The following is a 17,533-nucleotide window of genomic DNA, read 5'->3' on the forward strand; positions in this document are numbered from 1 at the left end:
GCCTGCGTTGATTGAAATTCATGCCCATTTCTCTTTTCCAAATGCCTTCCATCCTCCAAATCGGCTGCCCCAGTTCATGAGCAATCCCTTCCGCGAAGACCTCGTTTCCCGAACCCGCCCTGAGCCCTGCTCGGTGGTTATTTTTGGTGCGACCGGCGACCTCACCCACCGAAAGCTGGTTCCGGCCTTGTACAATCTGGCCGTCGACGGCGAGCTGCCGCCCGGAGTGAAGATCCTTGGTTTTGCCCGTCGGGAGAAATCCGACGAGGAATTCCGTGCCGGTCTGGAAGAGCTGAACCGCAAGGTTTCCCGCTCCGGTCACGACGAAGAAGTTTGGTCGAGCTTCGTCCAAAGCATTCACTACCACCGCAGCGAATTCACCGATGCCGAAGGGTATCAGCGATTGGCTGAGCGGCTTGATGAAATCGACCGTGAACGCGGAGGCAAAGGCAACCGATTGTTCTACATCGCCAGTGCACCGGAGTTTTTCGATGACATCCTGGAGCACCTCAAGGGCGCCGGTCTGAATCAGGCGAAAGACGGTTGCTGGGCTCGCGTGATTGTTGAGAAGCCCTTCGGCACCGACCTCGCGACAGCCCAGCGTCTCAATCAGGTGGTGAACCGCACTTTCGAGGAGAAAGATACCTATCGGATCGATCACTACCTGGGCAAAGAAACCGCGCAAAACCTGATGGTTCTGCGCTTTGCGAACGCGATCTTTGAACCGCTTTGGAACAGCAATCACATTGAGCAGATCCAAATCACCTGCGCCGAGAACCTCGGCATGGAAGGTGGGCGTGGCGGCTACTACGACAAGTCGGGCGCTCTCCGCGACATGGTGCAGAACCACCTCCTGCAGCTGCTGAGTCTGGTGGCCATGGAGCCCCCCACGGACCTCAGCGCCGATGGCGTGCGCGATGAGAAAGTGAAGGTGATCCGCTCCCTGCGTCAGTGGGATACACCTGAGAAAGTGGCTCGCAATGTCGTCCGTGGACAATACACCGCAGGTCACGTCGATGGCGTTTCAGTTCCCGGGTATCGGGAAGAAGATCGCGTTGATCCAGAAAGCATGACCGAATCCTACGTCGCGCTACGGCTGTTGATCGACACCTGGCGCTGGAGTGGGGTGCCTTTCTATATCCGGATGGGCAAGCGCCTGCCGAAGAAGGCGACGGAAATCTCAGTGCACTTCAAGCCCGCTCCGGGCGTCCTCTTCAATGCCCTGCCCGGAGGGCTTCCCGGCAGCAATGTGTTGGTGATTCGCATCCAGCCGGACGAAGGCATCTCCCTGCGCATGGTTTCCAAGATCCCAGGCACCAGCCTGCGTCTCGAACCGGTGAAAATGGATTTCCACTACGCCACCAGCTTCGGCAAGAGTAGCCCTGAAGCCTACGAACGCCTGCTCCTCGATGCCATGGCGGGCGACGCGACCCTGTTTGCCCGGCGAGATGAAGTCGAGGAAGCGTGGAAGTTCATCGACCACATCGAACACGCCTGGCATCAGGCGGGAGATGAAGCTCCCGCCATGACGGAGTTTGTGGCAGGATCCTGGGGACCGAAGGAGGCCGACGAACTGCTCAAGCAGGACGGTCACGAATGGAGACGACTTTGATCTGCAGCCGATGAACGAAGTGAATCCCGTCCATCCCGAGCTGGGCCGAGAAGTGCCAGTGGGGGCGATCGACCACGAACTGAAGAAGCTGTGGGCCGAGGATGACGCCCGCACCAATGCTTCTCTGATCAACCTCGCGATATACTCCGAGGATCCTCACAGCCTTGAGTCCAACTCGAAGGCCGTGCGGGATTTGACCGTGGAACATGCTTGTCGGGCGATCCTGATCAGCATGGATTTTGACGCCCCCGAGGCATCCATCCGCGCCTGGATTACCGCCCATTGCCATCTCCACCACGGCCGCAAATCAGTGTGCTGCGAACAGCTGGCCTTTGCGCTCTCCGGGCGAGCTGCCGGGCGCTTGCATAACACCGTGTTTTCCCACCTCGCCTCGGATCTGCCGCTCACCCTGTGGTGGCAAGGCGAACTGAGCTGGGTCTTCGATGATCGATTTGCCCGCGGGGTGGATCGTTTCATTTTCGACAGCTCCGAATGGAGTCAGCCTCAAGATTCGTTCGCGAAGATCCAAGAGGCGCTTCAGGCGCGGAAGGCTCTTGTGGTGCAGGACCTGGAGTGGACTCGGAGCTTTCAGATTCGGGTCTCCTTGGCTGCCTTGTTCGATGATCCGGTCGCCCTGGCCGCCTTGCCATCGATGGGGAAGGTCGTCATCCGCTACCAAGAGGACCACCGGATTGGAGCTCTGCAACTGCTGGCATGGTTGGTGGTTCAGGCTGGGTGGAAGCCCGCGGGAGAATGGGCCTTCGGAGCTGATCGGGCTCACGATTCAGCATGTTCCTTCGCCTTCGAAAGCCGTGGAGGACACACCCTGGATGTGGTGCTGGAATCCGTGGCCGACGGGCCTCCTTTGCAGTTGCTGAGTCTATCGGGCGACGCCGTCACCATTGAAGTCTCCCGTCAGGCCGGGGCCAACTACCTTTGCCGCCACCTCGCCGCTCCCGGGCATTGCTTGGAAGAACCTGGCCCGTTGGATCCCGATGAATGTGTCGGATTGGTCCGCGAGCAATTGTCGCGCGGAGGCAAAAACTCTCTCTATCGAAAGATCCTACCCACCTTTCTCGAGCTGCTGAAGACGGTCGGCTGACAGGGGACCAATCCTGTCATACCCGCTTCAACGCCATCCGAGATGGTATGAAACGCGCTTGAATCCCCAACCTTCAACCTCCATCTTCCGCCTCCCTCCGGCGGAGCTTTTCTCAATCCCGCCATCCAGCCATGATTCGACTTCCTGACGACGCCCCGTTCACCGCTGAGCAGCGTGCTTGGCTCGAGGATTTCCTGACCAAGACTCTCGCCGGTGTCGCCATTCCCAGCAAGCCGTCCGGGCCTGCGGTTCCGGTCACGGTGCTGTGGGGTTCCCAAACCGGCAATGCCGAAGGCCTCGCGAAAAAGCTCCTCAAGCGGCTCAAGAAGGGCAACTTCGAGCCGAAGGTCGAGGACCTCTCCACTTACGATCGCTCGACGCTGCCTGCAGAGAAAAACGTGCTGATCATCACCTCGACCTACGGCGATGGTGAGCCGCCGGACAATGCGGCAGACTTTTACCAATGGCTGCTATCTTCCGAAGCTCCGGCTCTGGAAGGGGTCGGCTTTTCGGTCCTTGCCTTGGGAGACTCCAGCTACCCGGATTTCTGCAAATGCGGCATCGATATCGATCTTCGTCTTGCTGATTTGGGGGCCACCCGGTTGGTGGATCGGATCGATTGCGATGTCGATTTCGATACGGAATTCAAGCAGTGGAGCGAAGCCCTCGTCGACCTTCTTGCGCCCGAAACCATGGTGGTTCCGGGGCAGGATGAGGCTCTCGACCAATCCGAAGAAGGCTATTCGAAGAAGCGTCCATTCCCATCGGCCATTCTTCAGAACTTCAATCTCAATCAAGGTGGGGCCAAGGAGACTCACCACATCGCCTTCTCCCTCGAGGGATCCGGTCTCAGCTACGAGGTGGGGGACGCCCTTGGTCTGGTGCCCGAGAATGATCCGGCTGTGGTCGACGAAATTCTCTCGAATCTTGGCTTCAACACCGACACCGATGTTCCTCTGCCCAATGGCAAGGAAGCGTCTCTGCGCGAAGCTCTCCTCAAATACTACGACATCGGTACCCTCAACAAATCGATCATTCAGAAATGGCAGCCTCGCAGCGGGTCGCCCTATCTGCGGTCTTTGGTCGAAGCTGATGATAAAAAGGCCTACGAGGACTTCTGTTGGGGCCGGGATCTGATTGATCTTGTGGTCGATCACCCCGCTGATTTCTCCGATGGAGAAGATTTTGTGGGCATCCTCAAGAAGCTTCAACCACGGCTCTATTCCATCGCTTCCAGTCCCAACGCCCATCCGGGTGAAGTCCATCTCTGCGTGGGCATCGTTCGCTACGAAAGCCATGGACGGAAGCGTGGCGGCATCTGCACCACTTTCCTCGCCGATCGTGCGAAGGGGGCCACTCCGGGGGTTTTCGTTCACTCCAACAAAGCCTTTCGACTGCCGACCGATATCGAGACTCCGGTCATCATGTGTGGTCCGGGTACGGGCATCGCGCCTTTCCGCGCTTTCCTTGAGGAGCGCAAACTCCAGGGGGCCAAGGGCGGCAACTGGCTGTTCTTTGGAAACCCGCACCAAACTTCTGACTTCCTCTATCAAGACGAATTGGAAGCGTATGTGAAGGATGGCACTCTCGACCGCCTCGACCTCGCTTGGTCTCGCGATCAGAAAGAGAAGGTCTACGTGCAGAACCTGATGGAGCAACAAGGCGAGGAGCTTTGGAAATGGCTTCAAAAGGGCGCCGCCTTTTATGTCTGCGGCGATGCTTCCCGCATGGCCAAGGATGTCGACCAGGCATTGCATGCCGTGGTTGCTCAACATGGCGGCATGAGCGACGAGCAGGCAGCGGAGTTCGTAAACCAGCTCAAGAAGGACAAGCGCTACCAGCGCGACGTCTATTGATGCCGACCGAGGCACCGGGAGATTCAGAAAGTCAGCGCTCTTCCAGCGGACCCTGAATCTCCAGGGCGCTCGCTGGGGCGTGGGGAGGCAACGAAATCCCTTTCCGGTGCCTTCTGAGCCAAAGCCCTCACGGGTCCTCAGGGTCAGGATAAAAACCAGCGGGTCCCCTCTTGGCGGGAGTCCGTCCTCTGGATCACGGTGGCAACCCGCATCCTCGGCAGTGCCCGATCAGGCGCTTTTTGCGCCGCAGCAGAGCGCCGATGCTTTTCCGGCGAGGAGCGGGGGAGAATCGAAGCGTTCGACGACATCGAAGGCATTTTTTGGCGCAAGGGTGATCGGTGGTGAATGGAGTGTTTGGAATCGGTGAACGGAGAAGCCGAAAGGGTACCGAATGTCGCAAGTCCGCTTGTGGTGATTCCTGTCTTGGGGGCCATTTTCCGAGAACTCGACTGGGTGGCGTCCTTCGGTTCGGTTCCCGACCCTTTTCGCTGAAACGACGATGGCCCGAAACCCGCCGTGCTTCAGGGGGAGACGATCCTTCCTCCCTGGCGCTCTCCAGTCGTTCCTTTCCTTGGACTCAATCGCGTCGCTCCAGCAGGTCGTCTCAACGGGTTACCGCGCGTCCAGTGGTGAGGAGGCAATCGACTCCTCCGAGACTCGGAACGGCGTCATGGGGTTGGGAGCATCGCGCGATGAAATTCCGCTATTCTCCGAACGCACCCTCGAAATGCTGGAATCGAACGCCTTGAGGTCGTTTGCCGGAAGAGATCCATGCTCCGTGGGATTTGTGCGCGAATGATAGGGTCGGGTCGATTCTCAACTCTTGCCTTCATTCTGCTCCAGTTACGGCAAATGCTGTGATAGGGGACGGATCATGAAAAAGTAATGAAAACAAGAATCATTGATGGACGGCTTGGTAAGCTTCACCGATTTTTGATTCGCTAAGGAGTCCATCATCAAATGCTTTGGTGATGCGATAGTTATCCTCTAGCGGATGCGGAAGAACCAAAGAAGCGAGGGAAGGGCTTCCCATCCTACAAATGAAATTTCTCTGAAATGAGAGGTGATGGGTCTTCAACTCACTGACTTTTAGTGAAATAAAGGGAGATGTGGCACGCGGTATGAGTGGCTCGAAGGACGACGGAGAATGATATCAAGAAAACGGTGGTTGATGGAAAATAAAATTGACGAACGAAGGGGATCTATCAGAGGAACTTGCATGGATTCTTTGGGTGAAGGGATATTTCTATATCCTTTCGATGTTTTGCGCGGTCTCAAATGCCCATGTTTTACCACTAAGGTGACCAACGATGTTGGATGGGGCGCGATCGAGGAGAGGGAGTCTTAGCTTAGATTTCGGTTCGATGTTTCAGAATTTGCTCTTTCGTCAAATCGCAGCAGGATTTCAACTCCTGCTTTTTGCGTGTTCCACTCTTCTCCCGGGTGTTGTCCATGCTCAGACTCGCCTGGGACCTGAGTGGTGGTATCGCGGAGAGTCTCCTTGGATCTCTTCAGAGAATGGCGACGGCGACGGACATCTCATCTCCAACGTAGGACAGGGGAAGAATGCCGCCGTGAAAGCTCTGGAGAACCTCGAAGATACGGTGGTGGGGCAGGTGATTCACGGAGATCTCATCCCCAGCATCTTTGATGATTCCCCCCCCACGGCTGCTGAGGTGGATGCCAACTATTCACCTCTTCAGATCGGACAACTCAAGGCGCTCGCCAAACCCTTTTACGACCGCCTCAATGAAATTGATCCTCTCTGGGTGAGAGATCAATTGGCGGATTCTCAAGTCACTTCCTACCAAGCCTCGAGTTCTCTGAACGCCAGCTGGGGATACGTGGTCGGTGGTTATTACCCATGGGATCCTGCTCTGACGCAGTCCGAGACTCGTCGGGCCCCGGCGACCATTGGTCAGGTGAAAGCCGTTTTTTGTCTCGATCTCGACCTCGTCCAATCCATCGAAGATCCGATGCGTGACACGGATGGCGATGGCTTGCCTGATTGGTGGGAACTCGCTCACGGACTCGATAGGACGGATGCCCAGACGGAGTGGGATGATTTTGACGGGGATGGATTGTCGGATCTCGATGAATACGCATGGGGCACCTCCGCCACCGTGTCCGATACCGATGGGGATGGGATGAGTGATGCGGATGAAATTGCAATGGGTTTCAACCCACTGAATTCGGACGAGAACGGAAATGGAATTCCGGACGGGGCCGAAGATTTTGATGGAGACGGTCTTATGAACCTCTTCGAACTCGAACTGGGTTCCAATCCCGCCGAAACCGATAGTGATGGCGACTTGATGCCCGATGTTTGGGAGCTGCGCTGGGGACTCGATCCCCTCGATGCAAGCGATGCTCAAAAGGACTTTGATGGCGATGGGGTCATGAATTATGACGAGTATCGTCTGGGAACTCGGCCAGTCGGAGCTTGGACCGGAGGGGAGTTTCAGATCACCTCGCTCCTTCAGGCTGGCGAAGTCTTCCGCGTGGTGGACTCTTTCACCGAAATGGACACCAATGGGGTCACCTCAAGGTCCTTCCTTCTTTCGACGGTCCTGAATGGCGTCCAGAATTTGAAGCTAGTTCGTGGGCTGACGACCCCCACCCTTTACAATTTGAACCTCCCTGGCGTTGTCGATTTTGAAGCCATCATGGGTTTTGATCCCACCGGCGCGGTGGTGATTTCGACGACCGCTGGAGCTAAAAAATGGAGCCTATCATCGGGATGGACTTCGACACTGACGCCGAGCGCTTCCTCGTACACACTGCCGACTGGGTCGACATGGGATCTGGTGGCCTTGAGTCCCACGGGAAGCCATTGGCTGTGGAAAACTCTTGATGTTAGCGGAAATGGATATTTTGCCGTTTCGGATCCTTCAGGAGCTGCAGTTGCCGATGCACGCGCGGCAGTGGAATGGGTGGCGTCCGAGGAACAGCACGATGAGTGGACCATGGTTCTTGATGATGGACGCATGGTTGGCATCCGTACCGTCGAAGTTGCTTCAGGAGAATTTCAAGGCCTTGATCAGGACGAACTTGTCACAGCCGAATGGAGTGGTGGCTCTTCGGGAACGTGGGAAGTGGAACCTCTTTTGCTCTCCGGGGACATCGCCTATTGGGGCTTGGATAGCGGTCTCATCACCGTGGATTTGTATGCGGGCCATCGTCGGGACTCCTTCCCTGCATTTCGTCTCAGTCAAAGCTTCTTTGATGAATCCCTTGAGCTTGTAACAACGGGAGAATGGCGAGTGTTTTCCTCCCTTTCTTTGGATTTCGAGAGCCCTTCCTACCAGTTCCTCGTCAAGAAGGAGGAGCCTCATCTTCACTCTGGCATTCCATCAGGTTCGTTGCCGAGCGAGAGTTTTCCGATCTTGAACTATGTCGACCGGCTTGCCGATGCTGGTTACTTGGCCAATGGAGACACCGAAGTGCGGGTGTGGTCAGTCCTGCCGGATACAACGTTCTTAACTAACGGATTTGCCTTGGAAGCGGATTCGGTGTCTGCCATCGCTGGAGATGTTGGACCGTCCTCACTCGTTGTGGGAGGCACCGGGGCTCAGGGAGATTTCATCCGTTGGCAGGAAGTGGGATCGGATGACTTGGACGACGATGGGATGCCGGATGACTGGGAGAAACTCATCTCCGAGCAAATTCTCGCGGGAATTGGAACTCCCGATTCTAATAATCCGGATCACCAGTCATTGATCCTAGGAGACCTTCCTGAAGGTTACGGAATTTCTGGTTCTGGGCCCAATATTGCCGATCTCGCTCAAGCAGGGGTGGTGGATGATGATCTTGTCAATCATACCTTCCTAGAAATTGAAGCGAAAAACTTGAGTACGACATCAGGAAATCCGATACCTGAATTCGAGTATCAGTTTGATAATACTACAGAATCCAGAACGGAGGGGTCGCATTTGATCTACTCATTCCTGGCTTGGCTGGGAGATGCAGAGGAGCAGGGGGATTCCACTTCGGTTGAGGTTCCGCAAGGAGCCTATGTCAATGGGGACAGTTGGTGGTCATCAGCAAATTCAATTCAAGACTACCGATCGGAGTTCTATGATTATCATAAGTTTCCGCTTTTTGATGCTGGAATGTCCAAGGTTGAAGGCGAATATTATGAAGACGGAGGAGGATTCACGGCACAGAAGGAGGTGCCAAGGTTTCGGTTGTTCAATCAATCACCATGGATGAGAAAAGACGCCCTCTATTTGGCTCAATACACTCAAAGATATCGGTCGAATTCAACGGGTCGTTTGGATCTAAATCACAATGATCCGTTGTATCAGTATTCTATTCTGGAGCTCACGCTGGATGAGGGGGAGGGCTTGGCGGATAGTTGGACTTATGGGAGGGATCTTCCCTTTGAGAATTTTGGTCTATTTGCTGATTATAAAAGCATTGCGAACGCCACTCGTGAGATAACGGCAGAGGTGAGTGTGGATGTTCAGTCGATTCCGATTTCTTCTCCGATGGGGCCTGCGGATCATCGAAAAATATCTCTTCGAGGTAAGCCCATTGGTGATCAACAACCTCAGTCTGAAGAAGAGTCCGACATCGAATCAGAAGAGGCGTATGTCGATGCTTTTGATCGAAGATTGAATTTTGATACAAGTTTGTTGTGGGCTCCGCAAGGTTCCAGCGAGTTGGTGCTATCCGTCAACCTTTCGTACAATCCGCAAGCTCTGAGGTATGAGATGGGTCCCATTTACAAGAATCAGCCCGCCAGTCAGGGCCCAGTGCTTGGTCAAACCCAGTCTACCAGCTCAACGGGAACTGCGGGAGAGGGAGAGGTGATCGGAACTTCGCTGCGTGGAAATCCCAATAACTCGCTGCTGATCGGGCCATTTGGTGTCGGGTTCTCCACCAATTTGAGGCCCACTCTGAATATCGCCTCCGATTGGCATACGGAGAATCAGACCAAAAAGGACGCGAATGGGCAAGAAGTCGTGGTCGGAGTAGTTTCCTCATTGCGCTATCTCGTCAAGGTTACGGATTCGAATGGCAGAGTGCACGACTTTGAATCGTCGGACATGAGGAACTTTCGAAAAAGCGGGAGCTTGGGCCCGTCGACACTTGCGAACGAGTTCCGGCTCATCTGGATGCCCTATACGGATGCACCAAGGTCGACGACTTCTGGGGATTGCTGGGGCCATTATGTTCTTAGAAGTCGATTTGGGACGGAGTGCTACTTTCCTTGGTATGGAGATGATCCGAGCACCGGTGGCAGCTGGACCTATGAGAGCGTTGAAAAGCCTACGACAACTTTTGCAGATCTCGCCGAAGCGGCGCAGGGCGGAATGGCCTATGGATCGCGGGTGACTGATCGTTTCGGAAATTCCATCCGCTATCGTCGTGAAGGGGATCTCCTCTACGTGGAGCATTTTTCGTCCGGATGCTTGGATTCCGAGGGGGAGTGGGTGTCTGGCATCACACCAACTGGGGTGATCGAGGCTACCTACGACGGTTCCGTCGTTACCTCACTGAAAGATCCCAGAGGTCAGGTGTATCGATTGGAATACGGCGAATACACCCTCCCAGGAAGTTTTGGGCGCTGGACGGGATTTGCCGGCAGTACGAGCAATCCCCACTGGAAATGGTTGCGCGCGGTTCACTGTCCTGATGGGAGCGTCAAGAGATTCCAATTCGAGCATCTGAAACGTCGTGAAGGATTTGGCGATCTTGGCGCTTATGGTGGATCGGGGCTGCAGGGAGGCATTATTGGGCACGAATTGTCGAAGCGACTCGGGAAACAAATCAAGGCTACGGAATATGGAGTGATTCCCTTGCTTACGCGGATTGAGGATGGATCGGGGCAATATTTGGATGTGGAATATGAGCGCGATGTTACTGAGTTGACGGGAATTCAATATGTGAATCTTGTTGGAAGAGTTCCGCATGAAGATTTTGCGGATTTGCCTGCAGATGCCCAAGGGGATGCCCTCCTGAGTCAGTATTGTGGGCGGGTGGTGACCCAGGCCAAGTATGACTACTCTCCAAAAGTGGCAGCGGACCAACTGCTTGCTGGATACCGAAGGGCACCACAAAATGAGGAGCCAGATCCTGCCAAAATGGCCTCGGGCTTTTGGTACAAAGTTGGAATCCCTCAAGCCATTCCGGTGAAATCGGTTTCGACCGCGGACGTCGATGGCGACGGCGGTGCTGAAGTCTACGAGTTCCAGGGAACGGGATTTGATGAAAGCCACTTGGGATTTCTCGATAATGTCTCAAACGGAGATATCTATCGAGAGACGACGGTGAAGTCGGATGGCTATTCGACGGTTTACGAGTTCAGTCACATGATGATGCTTTCCGAGAAGAGGAACGAGAGTGGAGGTTCTTCAAGTGGCGGCAGCTCGGGGCATGTGTGCGATAGTTCGGTCGGAGAGGCCCCTGTGGTCTTTAACGGCACTCTGGCGTGCGGTCATCTGGCTATCCGGAAGTCGCTCGGTCGCAACCCCGTCTCCAGTAGTGATTTTGTGGTCGAGGAGTTTGATTTCAACCCTCGGGCGGGCGGAGTGGTTTCCAAAGCAGTCGATGCCTCAGGAAATACCACCGAATATTTCTATGAAGATGTGAGGGAAGGGGTGGCGCAGGCTATTGCCGATGGATGGATCATCGAAGCGCGGGGAGCGTCGTCCACGACGGATGCCACTGCAGGGCCGATTGAGAAGTACTATCCCGATCCGACTCGCGTGGTGACCCACACGGGCGGGACTACGGTTGAAAAGTCATTTACCTACACCTCGGGGGCACTTCGTCTGCAAGAATCGGTGACGGATGAGTTGGGGCGAGTGACCGCATTTGATTTCAACGCCTTGGGCCTTCGGACTGGGTCGAAGATTTTCGCAAATGCAGCCGAGGTGGTCTCTGGAGATCCCATTCAGGAGACCGAGTGGAAGTATGAATCCGCGGAGTTTCCGATGTTTCTGACGGAGGAGGTGACGAAGGCAATTCCAGGTGGCGGAGACCCTTCTTGGGTTGAGGACATCGTCAAACAATATGAACCTGACGCCGCCGGAAGGATCTGGAAAGAGAAGACTCTTCTCGAAGAAGATGACCCCATGACTCCTGGCGATGAAGGAGTCTGGATCACGACCACGAATCTTTATGATGAGAGTGGAAACAAGATTGCGGTGACGGATGCTAGGGGAAATACGACCGATTTCTTCTATGACGGGATGAACCGGTTGTCCTTCGTTCGATATCCGGCGACCCCCACTGCGGAAGCCGCATTGCAAGCGGCCCTTGGGGGTGGGGTGGCATCCTCGGGACCACGGGCTGAGAAGTCCTATCGATACGATCTCGGGGGGAGAAAGGTTCGTGAACTGGATGAAAACGGCAATGCACTTCTCTGGGAGTACAATCTCGCAGGAATGGTTCAGAGATCGGCCGTCGATATGAACCGCAACTATCGGATCGATGCCGAGGATCTGATCACTCAGTATGTGTGGGATCGCCGCGCCCGATTGGTCAAAAAGATCGACCCAATGGAGGGCGAGACGAGCATGACCTACGATGGCCTCAACCGTCTGGTGCAAACGGTCGATGCACTGGGTGGGGTGAGCCAATTGGACTACGATTTGTCTGCCAATTCGGGGGGGGACTTGTTCCAAGGGGATGGATTCAAGCCCACCCGGGTGGTCGATCCCCGTGGCTATGTGACGGAAACCCGCTATGATGATCGCTATCGCCCAATCGCTGTGCGGACGGAGTATCAAAAGAACTCCGGAGATTGGCGAACCCGCGCGTTGGGTCCCTGCTCCCTTACCATCTCAGCCTATGACGAGGTAGGAAATGTTTTGGGAACTCTGAGTTTCCGCGATGCCTCCGGAATCACTCTTCCAACCAACAATCCAAGCATCTCTGATCTGGAAGCCTGGGATTCCCTCGATGTCCTTTACACGAAAACCGAATACGATGATCTGAATCGTCCCGTGCTGTCGGTGGTTGAGCCGAACAACACCCTTCTCAAACAGACCACTGCCACTCGGTATACCAGTACGGGGTGGACATGGAAAACAGTGATGTTCCAAGGGTCCGCACTGCAGCGGGACTCGCACATGGTGTATGACCGCGCGGGACGCGTGATCGAGGAAAGATCGCCCAATCCCAAAACGGGAGTCTCTGAAGGACCGCTGGATGCTTGCCAATTCGACGGACCTGGCAGGGTGCTGAAAACCTATGATGCCAACGGGAACCTGTTGACGGTCACGGATCCGCTGGGAATGACCACAACCCAGAGCTATGATGATCGCAATCGATTGGTTCGGGTCGAGGCTCCTGCCGTGGAGGATGCGGAGTGGGGGACGGTTCACCCACCAGTGACTTCCACCGTCTATGACGCCGTTGGAAATACGGTGTATGCGGTCGACCCGAGGGGCACTGTGGTGAAGACCGATTACGATGCCGCCCATCGCCCCTATCAGACCATCGCCGCCTACGGACTCGACGAACAAATGGTAACGATCAGCGAGTTCGATGCCAATGGGAATGTGGTTGCGGTCACCGACCCTAATGGAAACGTGACCCGCAACCGTTACGATTCTCTGAATCGTTTGGTTGCCAGCGCCCGAAATCCGGTGACGGGGAATCCGGCAGATCCTTGGAGTGCGGCGGCGGGCGATCAGGTGATCGCGAATCAGTATGACGCATCGGGGAACCTGATTGCGGTAGCGGATGGGTTGGCGGCCAAGGAGTGGGAGGAGACCGATCAGAAATGGTTGTTTGACGAAATGATGAGTGCCGGTCACGTCACCGGATTCACTTACGATGGCCTCGGTCGAAAGACGGCCACCCTATGGGACATGGGCTCTGTTGTGGAGCGCAAGGAACAAATGTTCTACGATGGACTGGTGCAAACCTCCGCGAAGCGGCCGGACCTGCGTGAAACCCAGTTCAATTATGATGGTTTGATGCGCGTCGCCTCCACGGTGTTCCCCGGTCACAGCGATGAAAACCTCACCTACTTCTACCAAACTGGGATCAGCGATTTTGGAGACAATGCACCGGTGGTGCCGACGACGCAGGGTCCCGGTGGACTGGTCGCGGTTCTGCATGGCAACTTGAATGGATCGGACTCCCGCGACGTCATTCAAGAACTCGACTATCAGGATCGGGTCGTCTCAGAGATGTCTGGAGGGGCGACTCACAATCATGTCCTCGACCTGGTCGGCAATCGTCGCTTGACCCGTTCCTATGATTTGGTCGGGGGCTCCACGCGCAGCTTGTATTGTGAGTACGATGCACTTCACCGCATGACCGATTGTCTCGATCTCGCGGCACATGCACCTCCGGTCGGGTGGCGTTGCAGTGGAATCAGCCCACAAGCGGGGGATCAAATCACCACCTATGCCTACGATAGCGCTGGAAATGTGGTGGAGAAGGAACTCCCCAACGGGCAAGTCACCACCACCGTTTTTGATGCTTTGAATCGCCGGCTCCTCATGGAGGTTACCATCGGCTCCACGGTGATTTCTCGCCATGACTACTCTCATCCGGTCGCAGGCTCCGGTCTGCCCTCCGGCTACGATCGGGTGGGGAATGTGCTTCGGATTCTTGAAGATTTCGGGGCTTCTTCCCTGAAGGCACGCGAGATCATCAATACCTATGATAAGCTCGATCGTCTGGATGAGGAGCGCATTGCGGAGTCGACCAACTATGCGTTGGTGGCGGCTGGAACGGCTCCCGTCACGCAGTTGACCGATTACGATTACGACTTGGCGGACAACCGGACAGTGAAAGATGTGCAGGTCGGATCCGCTCCCGGCGAGTGGCAATATGAGTATGGAAGCCCGGCAGCCGGCACCAACACCAACCAATTGGTCAATGTCAAAAAGGAGGTTGCCAATAATCTATACGAGTGGATTGCCGCTTACACCTACGATCCGAATGGCAATCGTGTGGCCAAATACGACCAACCCGGAGTGGGTTTCAGTCCTGTCGAGGAATATCAGTACGATTCTCTCAATCGTCTGACGCTGGTGGAGGACCACGTGCAGTCCCAAGACTTCCAGTATCGTTACGATCACCGATCCCGTCGGGTTGAGCGGAACCAGATTCCCGATGGAGGTGCCTCGGAGATGGTACGGCTTTCCTTCTTGGGGGGAACGAGTGTTCAGGAGTATTTTGATGGGGTCACCCAGCCGACAGTGGAACAGATCCGGGGGAGCGATTGGGGAGGCGGTGTTGGCGGCATTCTCTACACCTATCGCCGCGCGACTCCCTCCAGCACTCCGGCCGCTACTTTTGTTGCCTTCAACTCACGCGGTGATGTGATTTCCCGCACCGATGCCCTCGGAGGCATCGTCTGGCAGGGTCAGTATGAAGCTTTTGGCACGCGCACGGCTGAGCAGGGCACCGATCTTGATGTTCATCATGCCAACACCAAAGAAGAAGATCCCACCGGCTTCTTGAATGAAGGCATGCGCTACCGCGATCTGGAGATGGGCGTTTTCCTCACTCGAGATCCTGCGGGATTTGTCGATGGCCCCAATGTCTACACTTACGTAAGGCAGAACCCTTGGACAATGTATGACCCGCATGGGTTGTTCGGCTTTGGCGAGAGCAACGGAGCTTGGATCGACGCCGCATGGAACGCCGTTGCAAACCCGGCTCGGGACTACGCCTACGACATGGGCAACGAGTGGATGACAATGTCGGACCGCTCGTCGGACAAGGGCAACTACGTCACCGCCGTGGCGCAGGGAACGATGGGCAACTTCGTCAACGCGCTCGGTGCCATGGTGGACAAGGATGCCCACAACGCGATGGTCGAGCGCGGGGTTGCGATTACATCCTCCGCAGCGGAGGACGGTCACGTTTCAGTTCTTGAGGGCGCGCAGATGGTCGGCGTCGCTGGAGGAGAGTTTTTCGGATGGAATGACGGAGTCGAGGCGGCCACGGGGAACAGCCTTGAAGATGGAAGAGAACTATCCGGCATGGAGCGTTTCCAGAAGGGCACCTCGGCAACGGCTAAGGCTGCCGGAACAGCCGCGATGCTTTCCGGCCCGTTGAAGCCCGGAGGCACGACAGCGCGTGGAACAGCCGCGACCACGGCCAAAGTCACCGAAAGTACCTTGCACACAAGGGGAGTCCGTCCGGCAGCGGGAACTCGAACGCTTGAAGGTTATGTTCAGCAGACCGCCGCCCAAGCAGAGGTGGGGCTCTACACTAAGTCACCAGGCTTTGATGTGACCGCTGGAAGCACTCAGTTTAAGCGATTTGGATCCGGAAGCCATGGAGGGCTGAGCCCACATGTTCACCAACCTCTCCGGAACATGACGCCGAGAGGAGCGCGGGGGACCACCGGAACCAAGACTAAGAATGGAGGTGTCACCAAACCCTCAAGGAAGGACGTAAAGCAACTGTATGATCACGTCGAAAATGGAAAGTATGCCGAATGAGTATGTTTGCTTTTGATTGTTCACAGTTCATTGCGATTCGGTCCTCCAACCCGCAAGCCGGACTCGGGAGCCTTTTTGACGAGGCGCTCCGTATCACCCCACTAGTCGATGAGTCCAAGAAGCAGTACTTGGAAAAAGTGCTGGGACTTCGCGGTGAACTTCAACTCTTTGAGGTGGGGGATGAAGAGTTTCAGGGAGATTTTGAAGAGTGGAACGATATTGGTTCGGCTCCACCCAAACTCGAATCGCTGATCGAGCTGATTCTGAAGCTCGCACCTATCTCAGATGACCTGGACTTGGTATTGGTCCAGTCGGCAACGACGAATGCTGATCGGATCTGGCGATGCGAGTGTCTTGCCCCTGAGTTTCGTAGCAAATTGTTCGCCAAGTCGATCTACTCTGTAGAAGAGGGTTCGTCAGCCGAGGTCTCGATCTATCGCGTGAGATCGAAGGCTTTTCCGTGAAAAGCAGTATTCGACGTCTCGATTACGTCGCTAGTAGTAGATGCGAAGTCCCTCCGGTCCCCGGGCTCGGAATGCTCCGCTCCTCAAAGCCAGGCTCCGCGCCGCCAAGCATCCCGCTGGCGTGCCGTCACGTCAAAGGGGTCAGTCCTCGCACTTTCACATTGTGGTTGCGGGTGTCACTTTGCTCTTTCTGGGTGTAAGCGTGGTCTGAAGCCCCGTCGGGCTTTTATGGCTGTTGTGTAGCGTAGCGTTCATAGCTCTTCAGAGTATGAATGCTACGCAAGAATCCCTTGTCAGATTGGATCGCAGAGGCCGTCTGCGCTATTCGCCCGAGCAGAAGTCCAACTTGCTGGAAGCCTACGACGCCAGTGGCTTGAGCGGTCCAAAATTCGCCGCCCTCCATGGCGTCAAATATCAGACACTCACCGCGTGGATCCAGAAACGGAAGCGAACCGGATCCTCTCCCGGATTGCCGGCCCCGGCGGGCGGGTCGCTGCTTGAAGTGGAGTCGTTGGTCTCCGACTTGGGCGACGGTGTGACGGTCCGGCTGCTTGGAGGAGCCGAGCTGCGCGTCGCCAACATGGCCGGTGTTGCGCTCGCCGCGGCCCTGATCCGAGAACTCTCCCGGCCATGTTGAGTTTTTCCGGCAGCCTGCGGGTCTTCGTCGCCGTCGAGCCCTGCGACATGCGCCGCAGCTTCAACGGTCTCCATGACATCGTCGGCACGAAGCTCAAGGAGGACCCGATGAGCGGTGCGATCTTCGCCTTCACCAACAAGCGCCGCACCTTGCTCAAGATCCTCTACTGGGACGGCAGCGGCCTGTGGGTGCTGGCCAAGCGCTTGGAGCGAGGGACCTTCGCTTGGCCGAAGGGAGCGGAGGCCAGGGACGGCAAGCTACGGCTAAGCTCCACCGCGTTCGCACTGTTGCTTGATGGCATCGACATGCGCCATGGCTGCAAGCGGCCCTGGTATGAACTTCCCTGAAATTTCCTCGGAAGGGCATGCCGATTGCTACGACATGCGCCGTATATGGAGGACGACGAACGGCAACGGATGCAGGCGGTGATCGACCGCCA

General features: G+C 55.9%; 8 protein-coding genes. All 8 read left to right on the forward strand.

Annotation, left to right across the window (positions count from 1 at the left end; all coding sequences use genetic code 11):
- Positions 1-76: 76 nt before the first annotated feature.
- The 8 genes from zwf to tnpB all read left to right on the forward strand — a co-directional run bounded on the left by zwf (position 77) and on the right by tnpB (position 17,441).
- On the forward strand, positions 77-1,612 hold the full coding sequence (gene zwf / locus HNR46_RS14150; protein ID WP_184019901.1) for a glucose-6-phosphate dehydrogenase: 1,536 nt from the start codon (positions 77-79) through the stop codon (positions 1,610-1,612).
- A gap of 10 nt (positions 1,613-1,622) precedes the next feature.
- Positions 1,623-2,714, forward strand: a complete 1,092-nt coding sequence (locus HNR46_RS14155) for a glucose-6-phosphate dehydrogenase assembly protein OpcA (RefSeq protein ID WP_184019903.1) — start codon at positions 1,623-1,625, stop codon at positions 2,712-2,714.
- A gap of 131 nt (positions 2,715-2,845) precedes the next feature.
- Complete coding sequence (locus HNR46_RS14160) at positions 2,846-4,570, forward strand: sulfite reductase subunit alpha (RefSeq protein WP_184019905.1); 1,725 nt, start codon at positions 2,846-2,848, stop codon at positions 4,568-4,570.
- A gap of 571 nt (positions 4,571-5,141) precedes the next feature.
- Positions 5,142-5,369, forward strand: coding sequence for a hypothetical protein (locus tag HNR46_RS20655; RefSeq protein ID WP_221285173.1), 228 nt, complete (start codon positions 5,142-5,144; stop codon positions 5,367-5,369).
- Between the two features lie 565 nt (positions 5,370-5,934).
- On the forward strand, positions 5,935-15,993 hold the full coding sequence (locus HNR46_RS14165) for an RHS repeat domain-containing protein (protein ID WP_184019908.1): 10,059 nt from the start codon (positions 5,935-5,937) through the stop codon (positions 15,991-15,993).
- Complete coding sequence (locus tag HNR46_RS14170; protein WP_184019910.1) at positions 15,990-16,457, forward strand: hypothetical protein; 468 nt, start codon at positions 15,990-15,992, stop codon at positions 16,455-16,457. The genes HNR46_RS14165 and HNR46_RS14170 overlap by 4 nt, the downstream gene beginning before the upstream one ends.
- A 268-nt stretch (positions 16,458-16,725) precedes the next feature.
- Positions 16,726-17,094 carry an IS66 family insertion sequence element accessory protein TnpA gene (tnpA, locus tag HNR46_RS14175; RefSeq protein WP_221285174.1) on the forward strand — a complete coding sequence of 123 codons (369 nt, stop codon included), beginning with the start codon at positions 16,726-16,728 and terminating at the stop codon, positions 17,092-17,094.
- On the forward strand, positions 17,088-17,441 hold the full coding sequence (gene tnpB / locus HNR46_RS14180; protein ID WP_184019913.1) for an IS66 family insertion sequence element accessory protein TnpB: 354 nt from the start codon (positions 17,088-17,090) through the stop codon (positions 17,439-17,441). The genes tnpA and tnpB overlap by 7 nt, the downstream gene beginning before the upstream one ends.
- Positions 17,442-17,533: the final 92 nt, after the last annotated feature.

The sequence above is a fragment of the Haloferula luteola genome, from assembly GCF_014201715.1.
GTDB classification, from domain to species: domain Bacteria; phylum Verrucomicrobiota; class Verrucomicrobiia; order Verrucomicrobiales; family Akkermansiaceae; genus Haloferula; species Haloferula luteola.